The sequence below is a fragment of the Massilia sp. GER05 genome, from assembly GCF_052056005.1.
GTDB lineage: Bacteria > Pseudomonadota > Gammaproteobacteria > Burkholderiales > Burkholderiaceae_D > Telluria > Telluria orientalis.
Genome location: NZ_CP178858.1, coordinates 376,089 through 400,071 on the forward strand (window position 1 = coordinate 376,089; position 23,983 = coordinate 400,071).

Annotated in this window: 13 protein-coding genes and 5 pseudogenes; 5 read left to right on the top strand and 13 right to left on the bottom strand. The window is 59.7% G+C overall.

What is annotated here, in order from left to right:
- Positions 1-15 precede the first annotated feature (15 nt).
- The 10 genes and pseudogenes from ACL58G_RS01665 to ACL58G_RS01710 all read right to left on the bottom strand — a co-directional run.
- Positions 16-3,210 carry a non-ribosomal peptide synthetase gene (locus ACL58G_RS01665; RefSeq protein WP_440964822.1) on the bottom strand — a complete coding sequence of 1,065 codons (3,195 nt, stop codon included), beginning with the start codon at positions 3,208-3,210 and terminating at the stop codon, positions 16-18.
- Positions 3,207-7,868, bottom strand: coding sequence for an SDR family NAD(P)-dependent oxidoreductase (locus tag ACL58G_RS01670; protein WP_440964823.1), 4,662 nt, complete (start codon positions 7,866-7,868; stop codon positions 3,207-3,209). Before ACL58G_RS01670 ends, ACL58G_RS01665 begins: the two co-directional genes overlap by 4 nt.
- Positions 7,865-11,200: a condensation domain-containing protein gene (locus ACL58G_RS01675; RefSeq protein WP_440964825.1), complete on the bottom strand. Its 3,336-nt coding sequence runs from the start codon at positions 11,198-11,200 to the stop codon at positions 7,865-7,867. The genes ACL58G_RS01670 and ACL58G_RS01675 overlap by 4 nt, the downstream gene beginning before the upstream one ends.
- Before the next feature lie 21 nt (positions 11,201-11,221).
- Positions 11,222-13,282 (bottom strand): FAD-dependent oxidoreductase, encoded by a 2,061-nt coding sequence (locus ACL58G_RS01680; RefSeq protein WP_440964827.1) that lies wholly within the window; start codon positions 13,280-13,282, stop codon positions 11,222-11,224.
- 13 nt (positions 13,283-13,295) lie between these two features.
- Entirely contained in the window at positions 13,296-14,045 is a 750-nt protein-coding gene (gene fabG, locus ACL58G_RS01685) for a 3-oxoacyl-ACP reductase FabG (protein WP_440964829.1), read from the bottom strand.
- Between the two features lie 29 nt (positions 14,046-14,074).
- Positions 14,075-15,283 carry a beta-ketoacyl synthase N-terminal-like domain-containing protein gene (locus ACL58G_RS01690; protein ID WP_440964831.1) on the bottom strand — a complete coding sequence of 403 codons (1,209 nt, stop codon included), beginning with the start codon at positions 15,281-15,283 and terminating at the stop codon, positions 14,075-14,077.
- Entirely contained in the window at positions 15,284-16,534 is a 1,251-nt protein-coding gene (locus ACL58G_RS01695; protein ID WP_440964833.1) for a beta-ketoacyl-[acyl-carrier-protein] synthase family protein, read from the bottom strand.
- A gap of 42 nt (positions 16,535-16,576) precedes the next feature.
- Complete coding sequence (locus ACL58G_RS01700; protein WP_440964835.1) at positions 16,577-17,059, bottom strand: 3-hydroxyacyl-ACP dehydratase FabZ family protein; 483 nt, start codon at positions 17,057-17,059, stop codon at positions 16,577-16,579.
- Between the two features lie 29 nt (positions 17,060-17,088).
- Entirely contained in the window at positions 17,089-17,418 is a 330-nt protein-coding gene (locus ACL58G_RS01705; protein WP_440964837.1) for an acyl carrier protein, read from the bottom strand.
- 565 nt (positions 17,419-17,983) lie between these two features.
- Positions 17,984-18,157: pseudogene (locus ACL58G_RS01710) on the bottom strand (hypothetical protein); the annotation flags it as partial.
- Between the two features lie 185 nt (positions 18,158-18,342).
- Here ACL58G_RS01710 and ACL58G_RS01715 point away from each other — a divergent pair.
- The gene (locus ACL58G_RS01715; protein ID WP_440964839.1) at positions 18,343-18,834 is read left to right on the top strand and encodes a helix-turn-helix domain-containing protein; all 492 of its coding nucleotides are present in this window, start codon (positions 18,343-18,345) and stop codon (positions 18,832-18,834) included.
- Positions 18,831-19,275, top strand: a pseudogene (locus ACL58G_RS01720) (transposase); the annotation flags it as partial. The gene ACL58G_RS01715 and the pseudogene ACL58G_RS01720, both read left to right, overlap by 4 nt.
- 60 nt (positions 19,276-19,335) lie before the next feature.
- On the opposite strand, the pseudogene ACL58G_RS01725 reads toward ACL58G_RS01720, so the two are convergent.
- Positions 19,336-19,506, bottom strand: a pseudogene (locus ACL58G_RS01725) (integrase core domain-containing protein); the annotation flags it as partial.
- A gap of 230 nt (positions 19,507-19,736) precedes the next feature.
- Positions 19,737-20,261: pseudogene (locus ACL58G_RS01730) on the bottom strand (transposase); the annotation flags it as partial.
- 213 nt (positions 20,262-20,474) lie between these two features.
- Between ACL58G_RS01730 and tnpA the strand changes: the two are divergent.
- Genes tnpA through tnpC form a run of 3 tightly spaced genes read left to right on the top strand, consistent with a single transcriptional unit; the run spans position 20,475 to position 22,768 of the window.
- A complete protein-coding gene (gene tnpA / locus ACL58G_RS01735) occupies positions 20,475-20,834 on the top strand; it encodes an IS66-like element accessory protein TnpA (RefSeq protein ID WP_440964841.1) in 360 nt (119 codons plus the stop codon).
- Positions 20,831-21,178, top strand: coding sequence for an IS66 family insertion sequence element accessory protein TnpB (tnpB, locus tag ACL58G_RS01740; protein WP_440964842.1), 348 nt, complete (start codon positions 20,831-20,833; stop codon positions 21,176-21,178). Before tnpA ends, tnpB begins: the two co-directional genes overlap by 4 nt.
- A gap of 30 nt (positions 21,179-21,208) precedes the next feature.
- Entirely contained in the window at positions 21,209-22,768 is a 1,560-nt protein-coding gene (gene tnpC / locus ACL58G_RS01745; protein ID WP_440964844.1) for an IS66 family transposase, read from the top strand.
- A gap of 326 nt (positions 22,769-23,094) precedes the next feature.
- Here the strand turns inward: tnpC and ACL58G_RS01750 are convergent.
- Positions 23,095-23,883, bottom strand: a pseudogene (locus tag ACL58G_RS01750) (IS5 family transposase).
- Between the last annotated feature and the right edge of the window lie 100 nt (positions 23,884-23,983).

Sequence of the window (23,983 nt, forward strand, 5' to 3'; positions counted from 1 at the left end):
AAACGATCCGATAAATTATTGAACAGAGAAACGCACTTCCAGGTCGATACGTTCAAGCTCACTGGCGAGCCGTTCGACCGTCGGATGCATGAACAGGGTCGCCAACGGCACGAACGTGCCACAGCTGCGCTTGATGGCGGCACGCAGCATCACCGCCAGCAGGGAATGACCGCCAAGTTCGAAGAACGACCGGTGGATATCGATCCGTCCCTTAGGCAACTGCAATACGTCAGAAAACACGTCGGCCAGCATGGTCTCGGTGGGAGTACGCGGCGCGGCGCAAACGGCTTGGAAGCCGAACTCCGGTGCGGGCAGCGAATGACGGTCCAGCTTTCCATTGGGTAGCAGCGGCATCGCAGGCAATACCATGATTGCTGCCGGCACCATATGATCGGGCAACTGGTCCTTCAAGTTTCGGCGCAGCTCGTCTACCGGCGGTTCACCGCCGGCACGACCGGTGACGTAAGCCACCAAGCGCCTCTCGGTTTCCCCTTCGCTGTTGACGACGACGACGGCATCCTCGACGCGCGAGTCCCGGCGAAAGACTTCTTCAATCTCCCCGAGCTCGATACGAAACCCTCGGATCTTCACCTGGAAGTCCGCCCGCCCGACGTACTCAATCTGGCCATCTGGCCACCACTTGGCCAGATCCCCCGTGCGGTACAGGCGCGCACCTGGCGTCGATGAGAACGGATCGGACACAAAACGCTCCGCTGTCAACTCGGGACGCTTCCAATAGCCCCGGCCAACCTGAGTACCTCCGATATACAACTCACCCGTTACCCCGACCGGTACAGGCTGCATCGCGCTATTCAAGATGTACGCCTGGGTATTCGCGACAGGCCGGCCGATGGGGACGAGACCACCATGAGCACCAGGACGACACGTCCATCCTGTAACGTCCGGTCCGCACTCCGTCGGGCCGTAGAGGTTGTACAGATTACAGCCGGGCTGTTTCTTGAAAAACTGCTCAAGGAGTGCACCAGGCAGCGCCTCGCCGCCGACGATCACATGGCGCAGCGTGATACAGGTCTCGACCTGCTCCTCGTTCACAAACGCTTGCAGCATCGCCGGCACGAAATGCGTAGCCGTGATGGCTTTTCCCCGGATGATGCGCACCAAGTAATCCGGCTCTTTGTGGCCTTCGGGGCGGGCAATGACCAAGCGCGCGCCGACCATCAAGGGCCAGAAACATTCGCGCATCGAATCGTCGAAGCTCAGCGGAGTCTTCAACAACATGCGATCGGTGTCGCGCAGACCATAGCTCTCCTGAGTCGAGCGAATCCGGTTGACGGCGCCGCGGTGCAGATTCATGGCACCTTTCGGCTGCCCGGTCGAACCCGACGTATAGATGATATAGGCCAGATCGTCCACGCCCGCTACCGCCCCGACACTCGAGCGTGGCAGGGCCGCAAGTTGTTCCCGGGCTTGATCCAGCATAAGCACGACGGCGGCAGCGGCATCAAGTCCCAAGTGGGACTCGGTAAGCAGCACGCGCGGCGCGGCGTCGGACAGCATGAACTCGATGCGCCGGGCTGGATAGCTAGGGTCGATTGGTACATAAGCGCCGCCAGCCTTGAGCACCGCGATTACCGCTACCACCATCTCAATGCTACGCTCAGCTGCAATGGCCACCAACTCGTCACGGCCAACGCCCTGGGCGCGCAACCAATGCGCGAGTTGATTTGCCCGACCATCAAGCTCGGCATAGCTGATCAGGGTGTTCTCGAATTCCAGAGCAATGGCGTCCGGCGTACGTAAGGCCTGCTCCTCGAACAATTGGTGCAGCAGCGTTTCCGGGGGATACGCTGCCGCGTTATCATTAAATTCGAGCAGGACTTGGCGCCGCTCGGCGGGACTGAGCATGTCCAGGTTTTCGATTGGCGTATCAGGATCGCGCAGCGCCGCGTCGAGCACGCGCAGCCAGCGGTCCGACAGTGCGGCTATGCTTTCCGCTGTAAACAATGCCTTCGCATAGTCGAACGAGCCAGACAGGCGCTCGCCCTGCTCCCGCATCTCCACGCTGAGATCGAACTGTGCGATGGTCACGACCGGCGGCATAACAGAGGCCTGAAGCCCCGGCAAACATATATCGCCCTCCGGCATGGTTTGCAGAGCGAACATGACTTGGAACAGTGGGCTGTGCGCCAAGCTGCGCTCGGGGTTGACTGCTTCAACCACGCGCTCGAACGGTATCTCCTGATGCGCATATGCCTGCATGCACATCTGCTTGACCCTTGCGATGAGTTCGAGAAATGTCGGATTGCCTTGGAGGTCGACGCGCAGCACGAGCGTATTGACGAAGAAGCCGACCAAGGGTTCGAGCTCACTGCGGGTGCGATTCGCGACTGGACTACCGATCGCGATATCGGTTTGCCTGCTCATACGCGCCAAGACAACCGCGAACGACGCCAACAAGACCATGAACGTCGTCACGCCGGTAACGCCTGCCATTACCGCTCGCAGACGCGCGGCAGTCTCGGGGCCAATCGCAAAGTGATGGGAACCGCCCTCATAGCACTGCACCGGCGGACGCTCGAAATCCATCGGCAGGCTCAACGTGGCCTCCAGTCCGGCGAGCTGCGCCTTCCAGTATTTCAGACCGTTCAGAAGCGTAGGTTCTTCATCGCGCTGCCATGCCGCGTAATCCAGGTACTGGATCGCCAGATGCGGCAATGCCGTCGGCCTGTGCTGGGCAAACCCGAGGTAAAGCGTACTCAGCTCCTTCGTGATCACGCCAAGCGACCAGCCATCCACAATAATGTGATGGAAGGTTAACAGGCAGACGTGATCATCGGCGGCGACGCGAACGAGCAAGGTGCGAACCAGCGGATCATTGCGCAAATCGAATACCGTGCTTGCCTGCTGTCGCATGCAACCGGCCACGCGGTTTTCCCGTTCGTCCGCATCGGCTGTCGATAAATCGACAACATCAATGTCGATGTTGAGCCGGGGGTGAATGACCTGCACGGGCTCGCCGTCGACCGTGGAGAAATTCGTGCGCAGTACTTCGTGCCGCGCAATCATGGCATTCACGGCGGCGCGGAGTGCCGGGACATCGAGCTGACCGCGTAGGCGCAACGCCAGCGGAACGATGTAGGCGACGCTTTTACCGCCATCGAGTTGGTCCAGGAACCAAAGGCGCTGCTGTGCATACGACATCGGTCCCACGACGATCGTGTCGTCGCGATGAGGGAGAGAGGTAGTCAAGATTCGTCGCTATCGATAAGAATGCTGCGTGCCAAATGGCGACGCCGGGTTTGCTGAATCGGCGCATGTGCGTGGATCTGCCCCACCTGTTCGAGGACTTTGGCAAGCGCCGCGATAGTCGGGGTCTCGAACAAGTGGCGCAGCGACAGTTCGACCCCGAAGTCGCTGCGGATGCGCGAGATTACTTGTGTGGCCAGCAGGGAATGGCCTCCTAGTTCGAAAAAATTCGCGTAAATATCGATCTCGCCAATATGTAGCAGTTCGCTCCAGATGCCGGCGACACGCTTTTCCCATTCGGTGTTCGGCAGGGTGCGATCGATATCGGACGTTCCCTCTGTCCCCGAGTGCATCGACAAGGCTGCGGTATCGATCTGGCCATCGGAAGTGCGAGGAAGCTCCGCCCTCGCGGTAATACGGCATGGAACCGGGCGACCGAACGCATCCTGAACCGGCGCCGCGCTCGCTTGAGGGGTCCTGGCGTCGAGCACGGGAGCGACGTAAGCGTGCAGACCTTCCCCGCCAAGCATGTCAACCACCGTACCGCGCGAGCGCCATCCCGGATGGGTGTCGGCGACGCCAACGATCACGTTCGCCGGCACGCAGGCCAGGCTGTACAGGAAAGCCTCCAGGCCTTGCTGCGGCGTGAGGACCGAAAAACCCTGGGCGAGTGTGCGCTCGCGCAGCGGTGCGGGCACCTGGGCCGCAAGCCCGACCTGATCCCACATCGACCACTCCAGGCAATAGGTCGCAGGGGCCCCTCGCAGCCGGCGTTGGCTACACAGAGCCGACAAGAAGGCATTGGCGGCGGCATAATTGGCCATGGTGGCGGCCCCGAACGTCGCTGCAACCGACGAGAACGCGATAAATGGCAATTGATCGTCGCCCTCGAGTAACCTGATCAAATTGAGCGATCCGGTGGTTTTGGCGCTGAGTTCCGCGCGAACGCGTGCATGATCGGCGTTCAGGACGCCGCGCTCGCCAAACGATTCCCAGTGCTCGGCCAAATTGCCGGTTGCAGCCATCTGAACTACGCCGGCAAGAGCGCAGTCCCACCTAGCCGCGGCCCCGTCGATCGCGGCTTGCACCGCGGCCATATCGGAAATGTCGCAACGCGCATAGATCAGGTCGGCACCGTGATGCGCCAGATCGTCGATGTGTTGCTGAACCTGCGCATCGTGGGCACGCCGGCCGACGATGAGCAAGCGCGCACCGGGACGTCGCGCGAAATGCGCCGCAACTCGCCTGCCGATGCCGCCCAGGCCTCCGGCGAGCAACCAAAATCCGCCGCGATGGAGCGACGCATGTTCCGCGAGCGTAGCTGGCGCGGCCAATCGAGCCAGGCGCGGCACGAAGCGTCGCCCCGCCCGTAGCGCAACAGCCTGTTCACGGTCGACAGTACTCAGCTCCTCGACCAGTTCCGCGATGGTCACCTGCGGCACAAGATCGATATGACGGCAGCGAATCTGCGGCAATTCCGCGGCCACGCTCTTAAGCCATGCCGACAAGGCTGCCGAAGCGCAGTCGAGAGGTTGAGGCAGCTCCACGTCCATCCCGTAGGTCGATACCAGGAACAAGCGGGTGGCTGCACCCGGCGTCAGCGCGCTCATGCCGCGCACCAGATCGCCCAACCCCCCGATGGTGTCGGTCAATGCAACGTCGGGTGCCTTGTCGCCGGCTACGGCCAGGTAGACGACATAGTCGACGGTGGCAAGCGCCGGGACCGCATCCTCCTCGACGGACACGACGTCGTAACCAGCGACCTCAAGAGCACGACCCAAGTCGTGCCGCACGTTCGTCGCCCCTCCTACGAGCGCGAATCGTCCGGGCGGAAGCCGCCCAGCGCATCGGTTGCGCTGGGCACACCGCCAGTCCACCCGCGCAAAGTCGTCCGGAAAACCGCCCTCGTCCAAGGCGCGACGGCGATCGTCGAAGTCGCCCGCCTCAAAGCCTGCGCGCAGCTGCGAGCGCTGGATTTTACCGATGGCGGTCTTCGGGATCTCGGCCGGAAGGACGGGCAGCAGATGCACTCCCCCCAGTCCGAAGTGACGCCCCAGCGCGGCGCGGATGCGAGCGCCGACCTCAGTTACCGCGCTGCCTTCTTCGCAGGCGAAAAACACCAACAGCTCATCGGTATCGGCATCCGGGATACGGTACGCGCACGCGGCCGTGTAAGAGCGCATGACGCCGGCGACGTCCTCGACGATCGCTTCGATCTCCTGGCTATATAGATTGAGCCCGTTGACGATAACGCTGTCCTTAGCGCGGCCCACTACGGTAAGGGCGCCATCGCACAGAAATCCGAGGTCGCCAGTATCGAACCAGCCGTCCGCGCTGAATGCCTCGCGGTTCGCGTCTTCGTTTCGGAAATAGCCTGACATGACCGACTGTCCGCGCACTTGCAGGCGCCCGATGGCAAACCCATCCGGGTGTTCGCGCACGGAATCGACGATACGAAGCGAACTGCCGGCCAGTGGTCGGCCAAGGTCGACGAACACGGCGCCATCCGGGCTGCGGTGCTCGATCAGGCTTTCGGCACCGGTGATTGCCGAAGCGGTTTCGGACATGCCCCATTCCGGCTTCATTGCCGCGGGAGGCAATCCGAACGGCTGCAGCAGTTCGACAAAGCGCAACGCGCTCTTGTAGACCACGGCTTCGCCCGCATTGACGATCACGCGCAGGCACGACAAGTCCCAGCGTTGGCCGGAGATGTTCTCTGCCCGTGCGACGACAAGGGCAAAGGCAAAGTTCGGCGCCCAGGTCACGGTCACGCGCCAACGGTCCATCCATGCCAGCCACCGCAACGGGTCCGTCAGCACACGGTCGGTGTTGGTGTGGAATTGGTCGCAGTGCAGGACGACATCGCGCAGGTGGAACATGACCAGCGCACCAACGTGGTCGAGCGGCATCCAGTTGAACGAGACGTCCAGCGCGCTGTAGTGCCGATGTGCGATCGTAGAGGCGCAACGTGACAGCAACGTACGATGGCTGTGGGTCACAAGCTTCGGGGCGCCCGTGCTGCCCGATGTCAGCAGCATCAGCGATGCGTCGTCCGGCATGGCCTGATAGTCATCACTCAGCTCATGCGTATTGCGCAGTACGGCTATTGGCGCGATGCGCATCGGTGACGCCAGGCCAGTCAGGGAAGTAAGCTTGTCCGCTTCGCGGCTGCCGGCCAGCACCCCGGGGTGGCCGAGACGGTCCCACACTTGGAGCAATCTGTTCAGGGCCGCGCTTGGTTCGACATAGGAAGTCGGCGTCGCGCTTGACACGGGCACCATGCCCCCGAGCACGCATGCCCAAAAGCCGATCAGGAATTCGTCTTGCGCGGCCAGCTGCAGCACTACAATGTCGCCGGCCTTCCAGCCGAGACCGCGCATGCCAGAGGCGACGCGCCGCGCCGCACTGAGCAGCGCGGGGTAAGTAAGCGTCGCAACGCTGCCGTCGGCATCGATAAAATGTACGCCGCGCGAAGGCGCGGCAAGTGCTGCGGCGCGTAAAGCGGCGGGAAGCGTATCGAAAGCCAGTGGCGGAAGCGCTGGTCCGTGCGACTCCTGCACTTCAGCGACGCCCTGTCGGTCGCGTTGCATCGCGCGGCGCGCCTGAACCTCAAACAAAGGCATGGGCGCGCGCAGGATCTTGCGAGTCGGAAGAGCAACGTCGGCACAGATCACGGCCACGTCCTTGACGCCCGGCCTGAGCGCGAGCCGGTCTTGCCAAGCACGCTGGGCAAGCGCATCGGGGATCGCGAGGCTTTCGAGCGCGTTAACGTCTACCTGCCCCGTACGCGTGAGCGGCAAGCTGCGGACGGCGACGATCAGACTCGGCTTGAGCGCAGGCGCGATGCGCGTCTCGATCGCACGGCGTGCTTGCGCTGCTTCCGGCACGACCCATGCCACCGCGACGGTACCCAGCGTCGGCGACATGCGAATGCCGACATGGCAATCCGCCACCTCGGGCAAAGCCAAAATGGCGCGCTCGATGTCGAGCGGATCAACGCGGTGACCGCGCAACCAGATATGGCCGTCGGTGCTACCGGTCAACTCGACCCGTCCATCGCGCAGGATACGCGCCTTATCGCCAGTCTTTTCGAAAGGCGCATTCGGCTCGGCCCGTACGGCGATGTTGCCGACCACACCGGGCGGTACAGGGCGTCCGGCAGCATCGGCGACTCGCGTCAAGCCGTCCTCGGCGATGCGCCCCAAGGGCACGCGCTCACCATGCAAGTCGGTCTGGTTAATGCGCCACCATAGCACCGGCGCGCGCGTGCCATATGCATGGAAGTAAACAAGTGCGGCAGCGCTGTTACGCAAGAATCGTTCGGCCACCTCACACGGCAGCGCTTCTCCTCCACAGAATACGGCGCGCAAGGCGGGAGGAAAGATCTGGTCGCCCATATGCCGGTGCAAAGAGGCCAGTTGCGACGGCAACAGGCAGGCGACGGTCACTCCCTGCGCGCCCATCAGAGCAAGCCACCCGGCTGGATCGTCCGGCGCCCCCCGGCAGATGCGGGCGCCGTGGGCCAGAGGCCACGTGGTCTCGGACGCGCTCCCCGTCCACGGATGCCCTTCGATGTGTAAGACCACGTCGCTCGACGTGAGCTCAAGTACCTGTTGGCGCCAGGCGATCCAGGTCGGCATATGATCCGAGCATGCGTTCATGCGTTCTCCTCTTCGTGGATCGAGACAGCGGAGATGGCCGCTTTAGGTTGCGTAAGCAGTGCGTCGACGAGACGCAAGTAGCGATCGGCCATCCTTTCGATCGAATCGCTGGCGAAAATGTCGGCGTTGTATTCGAACACCACATGCATGCGTCCCCGATTGGGGATGACCGACAGCGTCAGATCGAACTTGGCGGCCCCCGAGTCGACCAACATCGGTTCGCAGTCGAGTCCAGGCAAGGAAGTCATCTCTCCGAGCGAATTTTGCAAAACGAACATGACCTGGAATACTGGGGTACGACCGGATTCGCGCGCCGCACCGAGGGCATCAACGACCTTTTCGAACGGAACATTTTGATGTACCAGTGCTTCCTGCGCGATCTTGCGCACCCTGTGGGCGAGATCCTCGAAGGTGGGGTCGCCCGTCAGACAGGCACGCAGCACGACGGTATTCGCGAAAAAGCCGATCAATGGTTCCATCTCGGCGCGAACTCGGTTGGCAACCGGCGTGCCGATGCAGAAATCGTCCTGGCCAGAATAGCGCTGCATTAAGGTTAGAAACGCGGCAAGTAGCACAGGGAAGCGCGTCGTGCCCGATTTGCGGGCGAAATCGTCGACGCGTTCGGGTGACGGCAACATCCGCGCCACCAAACCACCGCGTCCCGAGCTAATGACGGGGCGACGGAAGTCCGTAGGTAGATCGAGTGACGATACGTTCTCGAGTTGCTCCAACCACCAGTTCAGGTCATTGCCGGCAGCGACCTCGTCGCGCGCATCAGTCTGCCATGACGCAAAATCTGCGTACTGGATCGATAACGGCGGCAACAACGGCGACCTGCCATTGAGGATAGCGGCGTACCGCTCGCCCAGTTCACGCAACATGACGCCAATCGACCAGCCATCGGCACTGATATGGTGGATGGTCAACGTGAATACGTGGTCGGTGTCGGCGAGGCGTATCAAACGTGCGCGCAACAAGGGGCCACAACGCAGGTCGAAGCCGCAATTTGCCTCAATCCGTAGCAAACGCTGCAGTTCCGCATCGGCGTCTGGGCAGGACTGTAAATCAGTGATCGGCAACGGCAAGGCTAATTTGGGCGCAATGATTTGAACCGGTTTGCCGTCGACGGTATCGAACACGGTCCGCAGCGTTTCATGTCTGGCGATCATGCCGTTCAAGGCTTCCTGCATCGCGTCGGTCCGCAATTCGCCGCGCAAGCGCAAGGCCAACGGAATAACATAGGTGGAATGGCCGCCGCCTTCGAGCTGATCGATGAACCATAGCCGTTGCTGGGCGTGCGACAAGGGCAGGTAGCGATTGCGTTCCACGCGCGGAATCGGTGCGCAGATGCCTGAGTTCAGGCGCGGCGCCAGATCGATACGTTCAGCCAGGCTACGAATGGTGCTTGCCTCGAACATCACTTGCAAGGGTAAGTCGACCTCGAAATGCGACTGAATCCGGGCCATCAACTGTACCGCCAGCAGCGAATGTCCGCCGACCGAAAGAAAGTCGTCGTCCACGCCAGGTGCAGCGGTGCCGGTGCAGCACTCCCATATCTTCAGCAGCGCTTGGGCAGTCGGCGACGGCGCCCCCCCCTCATTCGCCTTTACAGAGCTGAGCTGATCGCTGTTACGCCAGGCCCAGACGGGTATAAGTTTGTCTTCGAGGAACATCTCGCGGCAAAGCACGCGCTGAATCTTGCCGCTCGTCGTACGCGGCAAGCTTCCGGCCTTGACCAGCACAATCGCACCGAGGCGTAAGATGCCGTGCTGCTCTGCAATCTCGGCGCGGACTCGAGCGACTAACCCGCTAACGTCGGCGCGAACCTGGAGCTCAAGCTCCTGCACCAGGATCAATTCGTCTTCACCGCCCCGTTCAATAGAAAATGCGGCGGCACTGAGCGGTCGGAATGCCGGATCGAGTTGTTCGAGCGTTTTTTCCACGTCCTGCGGATAAATGTTCCTCGCGTCAAAAATCATCAATTCCTTGACTCTGCCGGTGACAAACAAATCCCCGTCGCGGAGAAAGCCGAGATCTCCGGTACGCAAATAGTGCCCGGGAAGTCCCTCGACACGCCCACTGAAGAGAATCGCGTTGAGATCGGGGCGATTCCAGTAGCCGGCACATACGGAAGGACCGTGCACCCATATTTCCCCAATCTCGCCGGTCGCCTGAAACTTGCCGTCGCTATTTGCCACAATGATGATTTCGTGCTCAGGCAAGGCGCTGCCATGATTGACGAACGCGATTGCATCCTGCTCAGTCTCCTGGCGCGCGGCGACACCCGCAGCCAAGGCCGTCTTGGCGATGCGCTCCTCCGTCGGCATGCCGTCAGCTTGACGCCGGTCGCGGTTCATGGAAACAAGCAAGGTGGATTCCGCCAATCCGTACGCCGGCGTAATGGCCCTCGGGTTGAAGTTGCAACCAGCAAATGCCTGTACGAAACCGCGCAGCGTGCTCGGCCGAATCGGTTCTGCGCCATTCAAGGCGATCTCGAGAGTACTCAGGTCGAGTTCGGCCTTCTGTTCCTCACTAACGCGCCGGATACACATTTCATAGGCGAAATTCGGGGCGCCGGTCAGCCGGGCACGATATCGCATGATCGCCTTCAACCACAGGAAAGGATTCATCAGAAATGCTGCCGGCGGGATCTGCACGCAATGGTTGCCTGCGGCCACGGTGCCGATAATCCCGGCGATAAGACCGAAATCGTGGTAAGCCGGCAACCACGTAACCGCGACGTCATCCTCGGACGTCTGCAGTAAGTTATGTCCGCCCAGGAGATTTGCCCGAAGGTTTGCATGGGAAACCATCACGCCTTTCGGCGTACCTGTGGAACCGGACGTATATTGCAAGAAGGCAATATCGTTGGACGCAATCGCCGGCTTGTGCCACTGCGTCGAGAGGTCTGGAAGCGTGCTCGACGCCAAATAATTCAAACGCGCCATTTGTGCGAATTGACCAGTACTGCCAATGCGCTGCGTGATCGCTGGCATCGTCAGCACGACCTGGGCTCCAGAGTCGTCGACAATCGCCAGCAAGCGCTCCATATGGCGCGAACTACTCGGCGCAATAGCCGGCACCGCGATACGGCCGCTGATAATGCAACCGAAGAAGCCAACGATAAATTCCAGCGAGGGCGGATAAAGCAAAATGACCCGATCCCCCTGTTGCGTGCATTGCATCAAATGTGCCGCGACACTCTTGGCCCGGCGCGTCAGTTCGGCGAAGGTGATCGCGTCACTAACATTGCTGCCATCCTGCAAAAAACTGAAAGCTGTCTTGTCGCGGCTTCCTGACTGTGGCTCGTCGCGCCACAGCAGTACTTCCATCAGGTTGTCAAATTCCACGTTTCATACCGCCATATCTGCTTGTTCGGCCACAATCGGAGCGGACCCAATGGACATGCTCATGGCACAGGCGTAGCCGCTCCTAATCGACGAGGAAATGCTCGCCGGCTCCCTCTGGCATGGACTGGCCGCGCCGATGATGGTGAATGCGATTGCGGCGCGCGTCAGGGCTTCGCGGAGTGTTTCGGTACGCGCATGCTGCCCCGTCGCCATGATCAGCGTTTTTGCCGGAATGGTCCTGGACCGACCCTTGTTCGTCACCACGACGCCATCGTCGCTGATTCGCGCCAGCTCGGTAGCCCGCAGCATTTCCACTCCGCTGGCCTCGAGCTCCTGTATCGTGATCCAGCGCGTCGTGCGTCCAATCCTATAGCCGATCTTTTTACTCGAACGTTGCATGATCGTGATCGACCGCAGCGTCTCCGGAATACTACCCAGTTCGCCAGTCAGGCGATCCACACCATGGTCTCGTAAATACTTCTCCGAAATCGCGGTACGGCTCGGTTTACGCAGCAACAGCTTGGCGATGTCGCACGCGACGCCCCCCCCGCCATAGATCACGACCGGAAACGCAACCGGTAAATTCTTGTCGATAACGTCATACCAGCTCAGCACCCGAACACTGTTCGCTTCCTGCGACGACGGCGTGACAAAGTTCGGTTCGGTGCCTGTGGCTACGACCACGTGATCCCAGGCGGAATCGTTCAAGTCCGCGTGGCCAAATTCGTGGAGAAGTACGACGTCTACGCCGGCTTGTCGCAAAGCGCGCTCGTAGAAGCGCACGGTTCCGCCGAATTCACTCTTGGACGGAATTTTTGCGGCCAAGCGCATCTGGCCGCCGAGTTCGTGACCGCGTTCGAACAAGGTAACCTCTGCACCGCGCCGCCGCAGGTAATACGCAGCAACCATCCCCGCCAAACCGCCACCCACAACTGCGACTTTAGCCCGCAACGGTGGTACCTGGGCACGGTCGTCCATCACGCCGTATTCGGGATTGACGCTGCAGCCAACCTCGTGTCCTAGAAGAATACGGTCGAGGCAATCCTGGTTGCATGCAATACAGAAATTGACGTCCTCGTAGCGCTGCTGCCTGAACTTGGCCACGATGTCCGCGTCGGCCAGAAAGGGCCGCGCCATCGCTACCATGTCCGCTACGCCGTCGATCAGCATCGCTTCGCCATGGCGCAAGTCATTGATACGATTACTTACGCAAGTCAACAGCTCGGGGAAAGTTCGCTTGACGTACGCTGCCGCCTGAGCGAAACCGGCTTGCGGCACGACGTTCGAAAGCGTGGGCACGCGCGACTCATGCCAGCCGATACTGACGTTGAGCAGATCGATCTGATAACAAGCCAGTTTCCGGATCAAGGTCATCGAGTCTTCCAGCGTCAATCCGTCTTCAAGCAGATCCAGACATGGAATGCGGAAAATGATCGGAAAATCAGGTCCGACAGCCTCGCGGACCGCCGCCGCAACACAGACGGCAAACCGCATGCGTGAGTCCCGGTCGCCCCCCCACTCATCTGTGCGCAAGTTCGTATTCAGCGATAAAAACTGATGGATCAAGAACCCTTGCGAAAAAAGCAGCTCGATCGCATCGTAGCCAGCCTCCACGGCACGCCGCGCTGCGCTTCCATAGCTGTTGATCGTTTCTATAACGTTTTCGTGGGTCAAGGCGGTCGGGGTAAAGATGTTGCCGGGCAACCGCAGCGCCGACGGCGCGACGAGACGGCCATGGGAAGACTCGCGCCCGAAATGAAGCAACTGCAGTGCAATCTTCGAATCGCCTGCCCGATGTACCGCCTCGGTAATCAGACGGTGCTGTTTAATCTGGCTATCGTGATCGAGCGAAAACCCTTCGGCTGCCGCCCTCCCTGCCACATCCGGACCACATCCGGCGGTGACGATCAGACCAGGGCCATCCTTGGCACGCCGCGCATAAAAACGAGCCATGCGTTCGTATTGGTCCGCACCTTCGTAACCCAGGTGCATTGAACTCAGCAGAATACGGTTGGGCAGCTCTAGTCGATTCAGCCGAATCGAGGAAAACAGGTGATTGAGCATGAAGTTCCAAAAATCAGAGACAGAGGCCGCCGTCGACCTCGATCACTTGGCCGGTAATGTAAGAAGCAAGCGGCGAAGCGAGGAAATGCACCAACTCTGCAATCTCTTTCGGATGCCCAGTGCGGTTCAATGGAATCATGTTGTCCACGGCGAAATCGAGCCATTGCTTGGCCGCCGCATTGGCGCGCAATGCGTCGAGCATCTCGGTTTCAATGAACCCGGGCGCGACACAATTGACGCGGATACGGCTGCGCCCGAGTTCCTTCGCCAGCGACTTGGTCATGCCGATCAGACCGGCCTTCGCAGCCGCATAGTTGGTCTGACCGAGTTGCCCATGAATGCCTGACACCGACGATATGTTGATGATGTTGCCGGAACGGCGCGACAGCATCGAGCCGACCGCTGCCTTTACACAGTAAAAAGAACCGCTTAGATTGGTGTCGAGCACGTCCTTCCAGTCGCCAAGCTTCATTGTTGCAATGAGCTGGTCACGCGTAATGCCGGCGTTGTTGACGAGGGTGTGCACCCAATAGCCGGCTTCCCTGATTGTGACGAACAATTGGTCTACCCCGGCTGGATCGGCAATGTCGGTCGCCGCGACCATGCCCTTGCCACCGTTGGCGACGATTTCATCAAGTACGACTTGGGCAGCTGCGAGATCGCTACGGCAATGTACGACCACCGGCATGGATGCCGCCAAACGCAACGCAATGGCCCTGCCGATTCCACGGCTTGCGCCCGTTACCAAAGCAATTTTTTGCATACGACGTTCTCTGTCAACGAATCTCGGCGTCAGGCGCTCAGCGAAACGAGCGAATACGCATCGCGATCCGTCATGGTGCTGATCACCGCCGATCGCGCGGGTGTATATTCCGGCATGGCGGACGCGGATTGCACGCTTCGGCTGTTGCGCAATAAAGTCGCCGCGGTAGCGACGCCATAAAGCATGTTCAGCGAACCCGCATCGCCGAAGTTGCGTCGGGAAAGAATTTGACGTCCGGCCAGGCCGAATTCCGTGATCGCACGATTCAGGCTGGCTTCGCGCAACTGGCGCTTCGCGGCGCCGGCAGGTGCAGTAACGCTCGAGCAAACGTGCAAGACACCTTCATCTTTTTCGAAGTCCGAGCGTGACGCCAGATGTCGCTTCAGCACAGGCTCCCACCCCGCGAGCTCCAGTCCTTCGTCAGCAAACTGATATCCGTGGTTCGCACCGCTGATGGTGGCGTACGGCGCACGGCCACGTTCCGCCGCATGTCCCTCCGACTCGACCACGAAAAAGCACGCCCCCTCGACAGGCACGTATTCGTTATTGGTCGAGCGGGCAACCGCATTTTCCAATTCATTTTTTCGCCAACGTCCCTTGAGTTGGTGCAAGGATATTTGCGACAGCAATTCGAACGCCCCCACCAGCACGCATTGGGCACGGCCGAATCGGATAAGTTCGACCGCGCGCGCCAGGGCATGGGCTCCTGAAATGTCACCGGCAGCGATCACGCTGCTCCAGCCGCGCAACCCGAAACGAATCGCGACCTGCCCACAAGAAATGTTGCGAGCACTCATGGAAAAGTGAAAAGGATTCACCGAACCGACTTGCGGACGAAATAGCGGAGTGCAATAACGGTACAGCGACGGGGTCTCGCCGCGCGAAGTTCCCAGGACAGTTGCCACCGAACCACGCCCGATAACTTCCTCGTCGATCAGAATGCCGGCATCTTCCATTGCAAAGGCTGCCGCAACCGAAGACATGGTCATCGCCTTGTCCATAAGACGCAGCTGACGTTCGTTAAAATAACGCTCTCGCGGAAAATCCCTGACAATTCCCAAGCGCGCATTTTCGAACGGCGGCTCCACATCCGTGCCCCAAGGAGCATAGTCCGGAACACCATCGGCAATTCTCGTGAATATCTCGTTCCAACCGGTGGCGAAAGGGGCAATGGCACCAATGCCCGTAATACAGGCGTTTTGAAACTGTGACTGACTCATGGCAGCGTTGACTTCCAATTAGACGGTTTCCGGTTGCGGTGGCGATGCGATCAGATCGGGCGCGCCAAAAAGTACCGCCGAGGATGCGCCACCAAAGCCGAACGATTGCGAAAGTCCGTGGCGCACGACACGTTCAATGCCATTCCCGACAACGAGCGGAACCACTGGATCAATGTCGCCGGCTGAATTAAGGGTCGCAGGAATAAACCGGTCGGCAATGCACTTGATCGTGGCGATGGCTTCAAGTGCACCTGCGGCACCCATGCAATGACCGATATTCGCTTTGATCGAAGTGATGGCCATGCCGCCAAGCGATTCACCGAAAACGCGGTTCAGTGCTTTCGCCTCCGATATGTCGTTATGTTTGGTGCCGGTACCGTGGGCGTTCACGTATTGAACATCCGCCGCATCGACGCCGGCATCGGCCAAGCAACGCTCTATTGCCAACGCTTCGCCAACGCCGTCTCTCGACGTTGCGGTCAAGTGATATGCCGCGTTACTCAAGCCATAGCCCAGCACTTCCGCATAGATATGCGCCTCGCGCGCCAGCGCATGCTCCAACTCTTCAAGGACGAGCATGCCCGCACCTTCGCCGATGAAAAAACCGCTGCGTTGCGTATCGAAGGATTTTGAGTCGTCGGTTGTAATCGAAAACACCGAGTTAAAACCGGCATGAGCGGTTTCAGAAAGAATATCGCCCCCCCCGGCAAGCATCACGTCGGCATTACCGTTGCGGATAAAATCCGCAGCATAGCCAATCGCGTCCGTCGACGATGAGCAGGACGTCGATATCAGTGTCGACGGCCCCTCCATCTGAAAATGACGAACTAGGTGTTCGAGTTGATACGAAATCGTGCACGCATCGACATCGGGGTATTGGGAGAGATCGGTATTTGCCGCGGCGAACAGGCGACCATAACGTTCGAACAAATGCGCGCTCGAGGACAAGGTCCCGACGACGCAGCCGAAATCGCTTTTTACCGCGTCATGTAGACCGGCATCCCTGAATGCCTCATGCGCGGCAATCGACGCGAACAAGGTCGCACTTTCAGCCGGTCGACCAGCCAGCGCCTGCAATTCCTGACTGTTTCGCACTTCCTGCGGCACTTCGGCGGCGAAATTGGAACGGTACGGCGAAGCGTCAAAACCACCAATCAGTCCCTTGCCCGACCGGTTCGAGCAGAGCCCACGCCAGAATTCTTCAATACCAACCCCAAAACACGACACCGCACCCAGACCCGTGCATACGACTCTACGAACTTTTGCCAATTTCTTTCCCTCGACAGTAACAGCTGAATCCAAGTACCCCCCTCAGGGTGGTGCGTCGATCAGGCTCGCCCTCGCGACAATCGCAACGTTCAGCTCGCACTTGCACACCTTCTGCCCTGCTTCGCTGACAGCTTCAGCACGCACAGATACGATTCCCGCCATTGCGTTTTCGATAGCGACGGTGTAAATCAGGCACTGACCAGGTAAAACAGGTCTGTGGAAGGTGCTGCGCTTAACACCGATGAGCACACCCACCGGATCCGCCGGCAACGTGACGCCCGATGACTTCTGATGCCGCAACTGCTGCGCTATCAGCACGCCCGCCAACTGAGCAGCAGCCTCCACCATCAATACGCCAGGAACCACCGGAAGTTGCGGAAAATGGCCCTGAAAGATTGGATTATCAGAATTCCAACGACACACTCCGCGAATTTCTCGCGGACCGAGCACCTCGGCTGATTCGACGAAGAGAAATGGCGCACGATGAGGAATCAGGAGCGCAATTTCGCTCTCATTGAGTTTCATAAGGAGTTATGCGAAGCAAGACGCGTCGGTCAAGCGAATTCGCCGTCATCGTACATGCTTGACATGTACGCATCGATGTCGACATTCATGAACTTGTCGATTGTATCGGCATCGAATTTTCTAAGGATATATTCAGCAATACCACCGATGCTACCGAAATCGCCAGGATTAATATCATCGGGAATTCGGACACCAAGCATCTCGTGCAAGGTGGCGAGTGCCTCGAACGCCTCGATTGAGTCCAGACCAACTTCACTTACTAGGTCAGATTCAGGGCGCAGGGTGACATCATCACCCAACTTAAGACTGATACGGATAATCTTCTCGACCCGAACCACCACCTTCTCAACTGAATACATAAAACCTCATGAATACGATTTGAAGTGAACGAACACAGGAAGCTCAATCTCGCACGAGCGCGGCAATCAATAATGATTCAAGCGCTTGAACTTAGGGAAAAATATAGCACGAGTATTAATACTGTTCAATAAGTACTAGTGTTTGTTTTCGCTAACCTGACTAATGAAAAATAAGCCGTGCCGGCATGCTTCGGAAAATTCATTTCGCAAAGACGACCGTATTCGAGATGCCGGATATTATCACCTGAACTACAGCCAGATGCCTCCCCCCATCCCATAGCGAACGAGTATAACATTGAAATATACCTCAATTTCTCGCGAAAAGTAACGACTGGAAATTATTCCATTCGCGGATCGCTGAATAATACATTCGAAGGACAGCAACCATTTTTCCCAATTTACGCCATAAAACACCGTGAAAAACATCGGCTGCAATAAATTAAAACTGCTTATCGTGAGGTAGTCCTGCTTTTTAGGATATTTACAATTGAGGAATTTGTCGAAGGGGGACGCGAGATATAACGACCGTAGACGCCGAAGGTCTGGGTCGAGGCGGTCAAACCAGTCAATCAACCGGCGCGTCCAAGTCCTGCGTGCGCATCATTAAGGCCATCATGTCGGGAGGAAGAAGCGTACGCCGCCACCGTGTCTCCCAGCCATCGCAGGCATTGGGCACACTTGCCGTCGGTTCGGCGACCGCTCTCTTGTTCAGGCGCGGATCGCCCAGATCAAGTTGTCCAAATTCCTGCTTTGGCGAAGGTCTACAAGAAGGTTGTCAAGTCATTGAAAGTAAACAGCATTTCGGGCGGCCAAACGCAGGCGCCGGCGGACTTGAATATAACGAGGTTGGTAAGGCCCTGTGTTTAAGTAGTCGCCCAATTTTTGCTGTCAAAGCTAAATTGATCACGCAGCAGGGGTTGGGCGATGAAGCACTTGGAGTTGTCCGAAGACGAGCGGCGCACTCTGCGTGAGATGGGCGTGTTCCACCCGCATTCGCGGACACGGATGCGCGCACAGGGAATTTTGCGGTTGAGTCAGGGATTAACGCTGCAGAAAACGGCGGATGAGTTCGGGGTGCACCTGAACAGCGTCGAGCAGTGGAGGCAACGCTGGAACAAGCTTGGCCTGGCCGGATTGTACGAGGGGCGTCATACCGGTCGACCCAGGAAGTGGACGCCTCAGCAGCAGCAGGCTCTTGGCGAGTTGGCGCATTCCGAGGGCGGAAGCGTGGTTGCACTGCTGCGCCAGATCGAGCAATGCCGAGACCATGCGTCGATCAGCGAAAGCACAGCCAAACGGTATCTCAAGGAGATGAATTTCACGTACAAGCGCTATCGGTACGCTCTAAAAATGGGGTACCCTGACTTTTTCGGACACTTCCGATTGATAAACTTGTCGGAAGGAGCAAACACATGAAATTGAAGACATACACGCCGGAGTTCAGGGCGGAGGCGGTAAAACTGGTGCTGGCGCAAGGGTTGTCGCATGAAGAAGCGGCCCAGCGGATCGGGATTCCGAAAGGGACGCTGGCGAATTGGTGAGCGCGGCGAAGCGCAGCGCGGACCCGACGGCGGCACCTGGCAGCCGCAGCGTTGCGGAGTTGGAAGCCGAATTGGCCAAGCTGCGCAAGGAACTGGCCGTCGAGCGGATGGAAAAGGAAGTGCTAAAAAAGGCCACCGCGTACTTTGCGAGGGAGTCGCTGCCCGGTACGCGTTCATGAAGACGGTGCGGCTCGATTATCCGCTTAGCCTGTTGTGCCGTGTCTTCGGGGTGTCGCGAAGCGGCTTTTATGCGGCGTTGGAGCGTCCCCCGTCGCAGCGCGCCCAAGACGACTGGCGGCTGAAGATCGCCATCAAGGCCGTGTAGTGGTCGAGTAATTTCGGACACGACGATAGGTTCTTTCGCTACCAAATTCCGTTCGTAGACAGTGGGCGGCGGATTTCCCAATACCGAGTGCAAGCGCTGGCTGTTGTAGAACTCGACGATGTAAGCCGCGATATCGCACTTGGCTTCTGCACGGTTGGCATAGTTCCGCTGCCAAACGCGTTCCATCTTCAGGTTCAGGAAGAACCGTTCGGCGACCGCGTTGACGCTATATCGTTATACACATCTTCTTTTCACTAGTAAAATCAATGACTTACAGCTGACTCTTCTGGGGCATCACGGGTATGGAGACGAACGCAAAATTGGTGCGTTTGATACAAAATCCCGACTTTTTGCCCAAATTTTAGGCAAAACTTCATGAAAATCGCCGCCCCGGGCTCAAATGGCGCTGAGCGAAAAAGATGTGTATAACGATATGCGTTGACGCTCCTATGTCAAGCGGCCAACGTAGCTACTTGCAGGTCGTTCAATATGACCGGGTAAAGCTCCCTGATGAGATATCGTTTCAGGCAGCGATGAATTTCCTTGTTGGACATGCCTTCAGTTGTTCGCCGTTCGACATAAGCACGCGTCCGCGGCTCACTTCTCATCCTGACCATTGCGATTGTCCACAACGCGTTATTCCCTTGCCGGTCGCCACCGCGATTCAATCTATGTCGTATCGTCTTGCCTGAGGAAGCGGGCAGCGGGTTCACCCCGCAAAGTGCAGCTAGGGCTGCTTCGCTGCGCAAACGTTCAGGATTATCACCAGCAACGGCGATCAATGTTGCCGCAGTCTGTGGTCCGACGCCGAACTGCTCACGAAGACTTGGCGCAAATTGGCTCGTCAACTTATCAAGGGTGTTGTCGAGTTCCTTGAGCTCGGCCGCCAGCGTCAACCAGCGTTTCGCCAACAGACGTAGCGTCGTCGTTAATGCCTTGAGGACTGTCGTGGTGCCCAGCTGTTCAAGTTCAGCGCAGACTGCAGCGGACGGACAATGGATGGAAGGTGGGTGAGCTGGACGCTTACGGACAACGGGTTGCGGTCGGCGGTGTGAATATCCATGAGGACCAAAATTGCCTCTTAGCCAACGAGTTTTTTTCAACGACAGTAAGCGTCGTCCCAGCACCGTGTAGACACCCGATAGCGCGCCACTCAACATAGTCCCCACTATTTTCTAGCGGGGACTATTTTGGCGGGTGAAGCAGAACAAAAAAAGCGCCGGCGCAGCACGAACTATCCGCTGGAGTTCAAGCGGCGGCTGGCGCAGCAGGCTTGCGACGAGTCGGTGTCGGTAGCCCAACTGGCGATGCGGCATGGGCTGAACACGAACATGCTGTTTCGCTGGCGCCGCCAGCTGCGTGCCGGTTTGCTCGGCACGGCGACGCAGTTTCTGCCGGTAGCGCTGGCGGCCGAGCCGAAACAACCGATCGGCGTCGGCGCTGGCAGTGCCGGCAGTATCGAAATCCAGTTGGGCCAGGCCACGATCCAGATTCGCGGCGTGCCCGATCCGGCGACACTGGCGCTGGTACTGCAAGGTTTGCGTCCATGATCGGGCTGCCCGCGGGTACGCGAATCTGGCTGGCGGCCGGCGTGACCGACATGCGCTCCGGCTTCAACGGCCTGGCCGCGAAGGTGGAGACGGCACTGAACGAAGACCCGTACAGCGGCCACGTGTTCGTGTTCCGTGGCCGGCGTGGCGACCTGGTGAAAGTGCTGTGGTGGACCGGTGACGGCCTGTGTTTGCTGTGCAAGCGGCTCGAGCGCGGGCGCTTCGTCTGGCCGCAAGCGGCCGAGGGCACGGTGACGATGACCCAGGCTCAGCTTTCGATGCTACTGGAAGGCATCGACTGGCGCCGGCCCGAGCGCACCTGGCGGCCGCAGTCGGCCTTGTAAACGTGGCGCGACCCGCGTAAACTGGGCCGCATGCTCGACGCCACCCACCTGCCCGACGATATCGCCGCCCTGAAAGCGATGCTGCTGGCGCGCGAGGCGGCATTGCAGGCCAGCGAGGCGCGCGTGGCCCACCTGTCCGCCGAACTCTCGACGCGCACCGCCGAGATCGAGCACCTGAAACTGGTGCTGGCCAAGCTGCGGCGCATGCAGTTCGGCCGCCGCTCCGAGAAGCTCGACCAGCAAATCGAACAGCTGGAACTCAAGCTGGAAGACCTGGAAGCAGAGGAGGCGGTGGCCGAAGCAAAGGCGCCGGTAGACGTCGCACCGCGCAAGAAGGCCGAGCGCAAATCGCTGCCCGCCAATCTGCCGCGCGAGGAGCGCGTACTGCACCCGGCCGTGGATGCCTGCCCGGACTGCAAAGGCAAGCTCGCGCACCTGGGCGAGGACGTGTCGGAACAGCTGGAGTTTGTGCCGGCGAGCTTCCGCGTCATCCGTCATGTGCGGCCCAGGCTGGCATGCACGTGCTGCGATCGCATCGTGCAGGCCCCGGCGGCCAGCCGGCCCATCGAACGCGGCCTGCCCGGCCCGGGTTTGCTGGCGCACGTGCTGGTGTCCAAGTACGCCGACCATGTGCCCCTGTACCGCCAGAGCGTGATCTACGCGCACGAAGGCGTGGAACTGGAGCGCTCCCTGCTTGCCAGTTGGGTGGGCGCGGCCAGCACGCTGCTGCGGCCGCTCGGTGAAGCCTTGCGCCGCCACGTCTTCGCCGCCGCCAAGCTGCACGCCGACGACACGCCGCTGCCCGTGCTCGCGCCGGGCAACGGCAAGACGCGCACGGCGCGCCTGTGGACCTATGTGCGCGACGACCGCGCCAGCGGCGCCATCGAACCGCCCGCCGTGTGGTTTGCGTACTCGCCCGACCGCAAGGGCGAACATCCGCAGGCGCACCTGGCCGGTTTCACCGGCGTGCTGCAGGCCGATGCGTACGCCGGCTTCAACGCCATCTACGAGAGCGGACGCGTCGCCGAAGCGGCATGCTGGGCGCACGCACGCCACAAGTTTTACGACTTGCACGCGGCCCGCCCATCGCCCCTGACCACCGAGGCGCTGCGCCGCATCGGCGAGCTGTACGCCATCGAAGAGGCCATCCGGGGCAAGCCACCGGACGAGCGCCGCGCCGAACGGCAGGCGCGAGCCAGGCCGTTGCTCGACGACCTGGAGCGCTGGCTACAGGCCACGCTTGCCACGCTCTCGCGCAAGTCGGACACGGCGGCGGCGATCCTGTACGCGCTCAAATTGTGGCCGGCCCTGACCCGCTATGCCGACGATGGCCGCGTCGAGATCGACAACTCGGCCGCCGAGCGGGCCTTGCGCGGCGTGGCCCTGGGCCGGCGCAACTTCCTGTTCGCCGGCGCCGACAGCGGCGGCGAACGCGCGGCCGCCATGTACGGACTCATCGGAACGGCCGGGCTGAACGGTATCGACCCCGAAGCCTGGTTGCGCCACGTGCTGACGCATATCGCCGATCATCCCGTGAACCGCGTCGACGACTTCCTGCCCTGGAACTGTGCCGCCAAACTGGCCGGCTGAACTCCGCGTCCCAGCGGTGTGGCAAGCATCATCTCGCATTAACCCTGGTAGTTCAATACGGTGCTGAGACGACGCTTACCAACGACACGTCATGGGTCCAAGCAGATCTGGCTTCGTCCGGTTGGCGAACTTGCGGCAGCGCTACTAGGAGCGGCCTGGTGGGATCGTGGATTTGGACGGCAAGATTTCCAAACTCGTTGATGAACTTGCACCAGAGCTCATCGCACGTGACTTCATCAGGCACGAATTCGCGGCACAGCTATTGCTGACGACATATGGTAAAAGTGGACGCCTGAACCGGAAGCCAGCGTTGCTGCACTAAGAGCCTATCCCAGTAGACCTGCTGAGCGCCAGGCGATGATGCCGCATACGAAATGAAGAAAGGCGAGGTAGTTGCTCGCCTTCTTCGGCCAACGGATCAGCAGACCACGAAATCGGTTCATCCAGCTGTGCGTGCGCTCGACGACCCAACGTCGGGCGCGAAATCCCGCATCCCCGCCGATTTCTGTCGCTTCTTCGCCGCGTGACCGGATATGCGCAACGAAGCCGAGGTCCTCAACCCACTGGCGTACCTGCTCATAGTCGTATCCCTAGTCCAGACATAGGCCCTGTGGATCGTCCGATGCGGGTACTGGCCGGTCAAGCTGCAAGTCCTCGATTGTCGGGCATACCATCTTCATGTCATGCCGGTTGGCGCCGTCCACGGCGATCGCTATCGGAATGCCGTACGCCTCAGTGAGCAAGCTGCGTTTGACGCCGCCTTTGCCTCGATCCGTAGGATTGGGGCCGGTTTTTTTCCCTCCCAACGGGGCCTTCGTCATCGCACCGTCCATCGCCAACCATGACCAATCGATGCCATCGAGCGCCAGCAACCCCAGACGCCAGAATTCTTCGAACACCCCAGCCTGGGTCCACTTCTGGAACCGTCGATGTGCTGAACTGCTCGAACAAATTCCGGTACCGCTTAACGCATTCCACTGGCATCCCGTACGCAGCACAAATAGGATCGCGTCCATCGCCGCACGGTCGCTCACGCGCGGGTTGTGCCCGCCGAGCGGATGCGGCTTACGTGGCGGCAATAACGGGTCCATCTGCTCCCACAACTCATCCGGCAAACGCCATCCATCGTCACTTTTTACCAAGCCATGATAAGTCTCCTGACCATGGACTTAGATTCAAAGGCGCTTCAGATGGCCCGTGGATGAGCTCTACTGG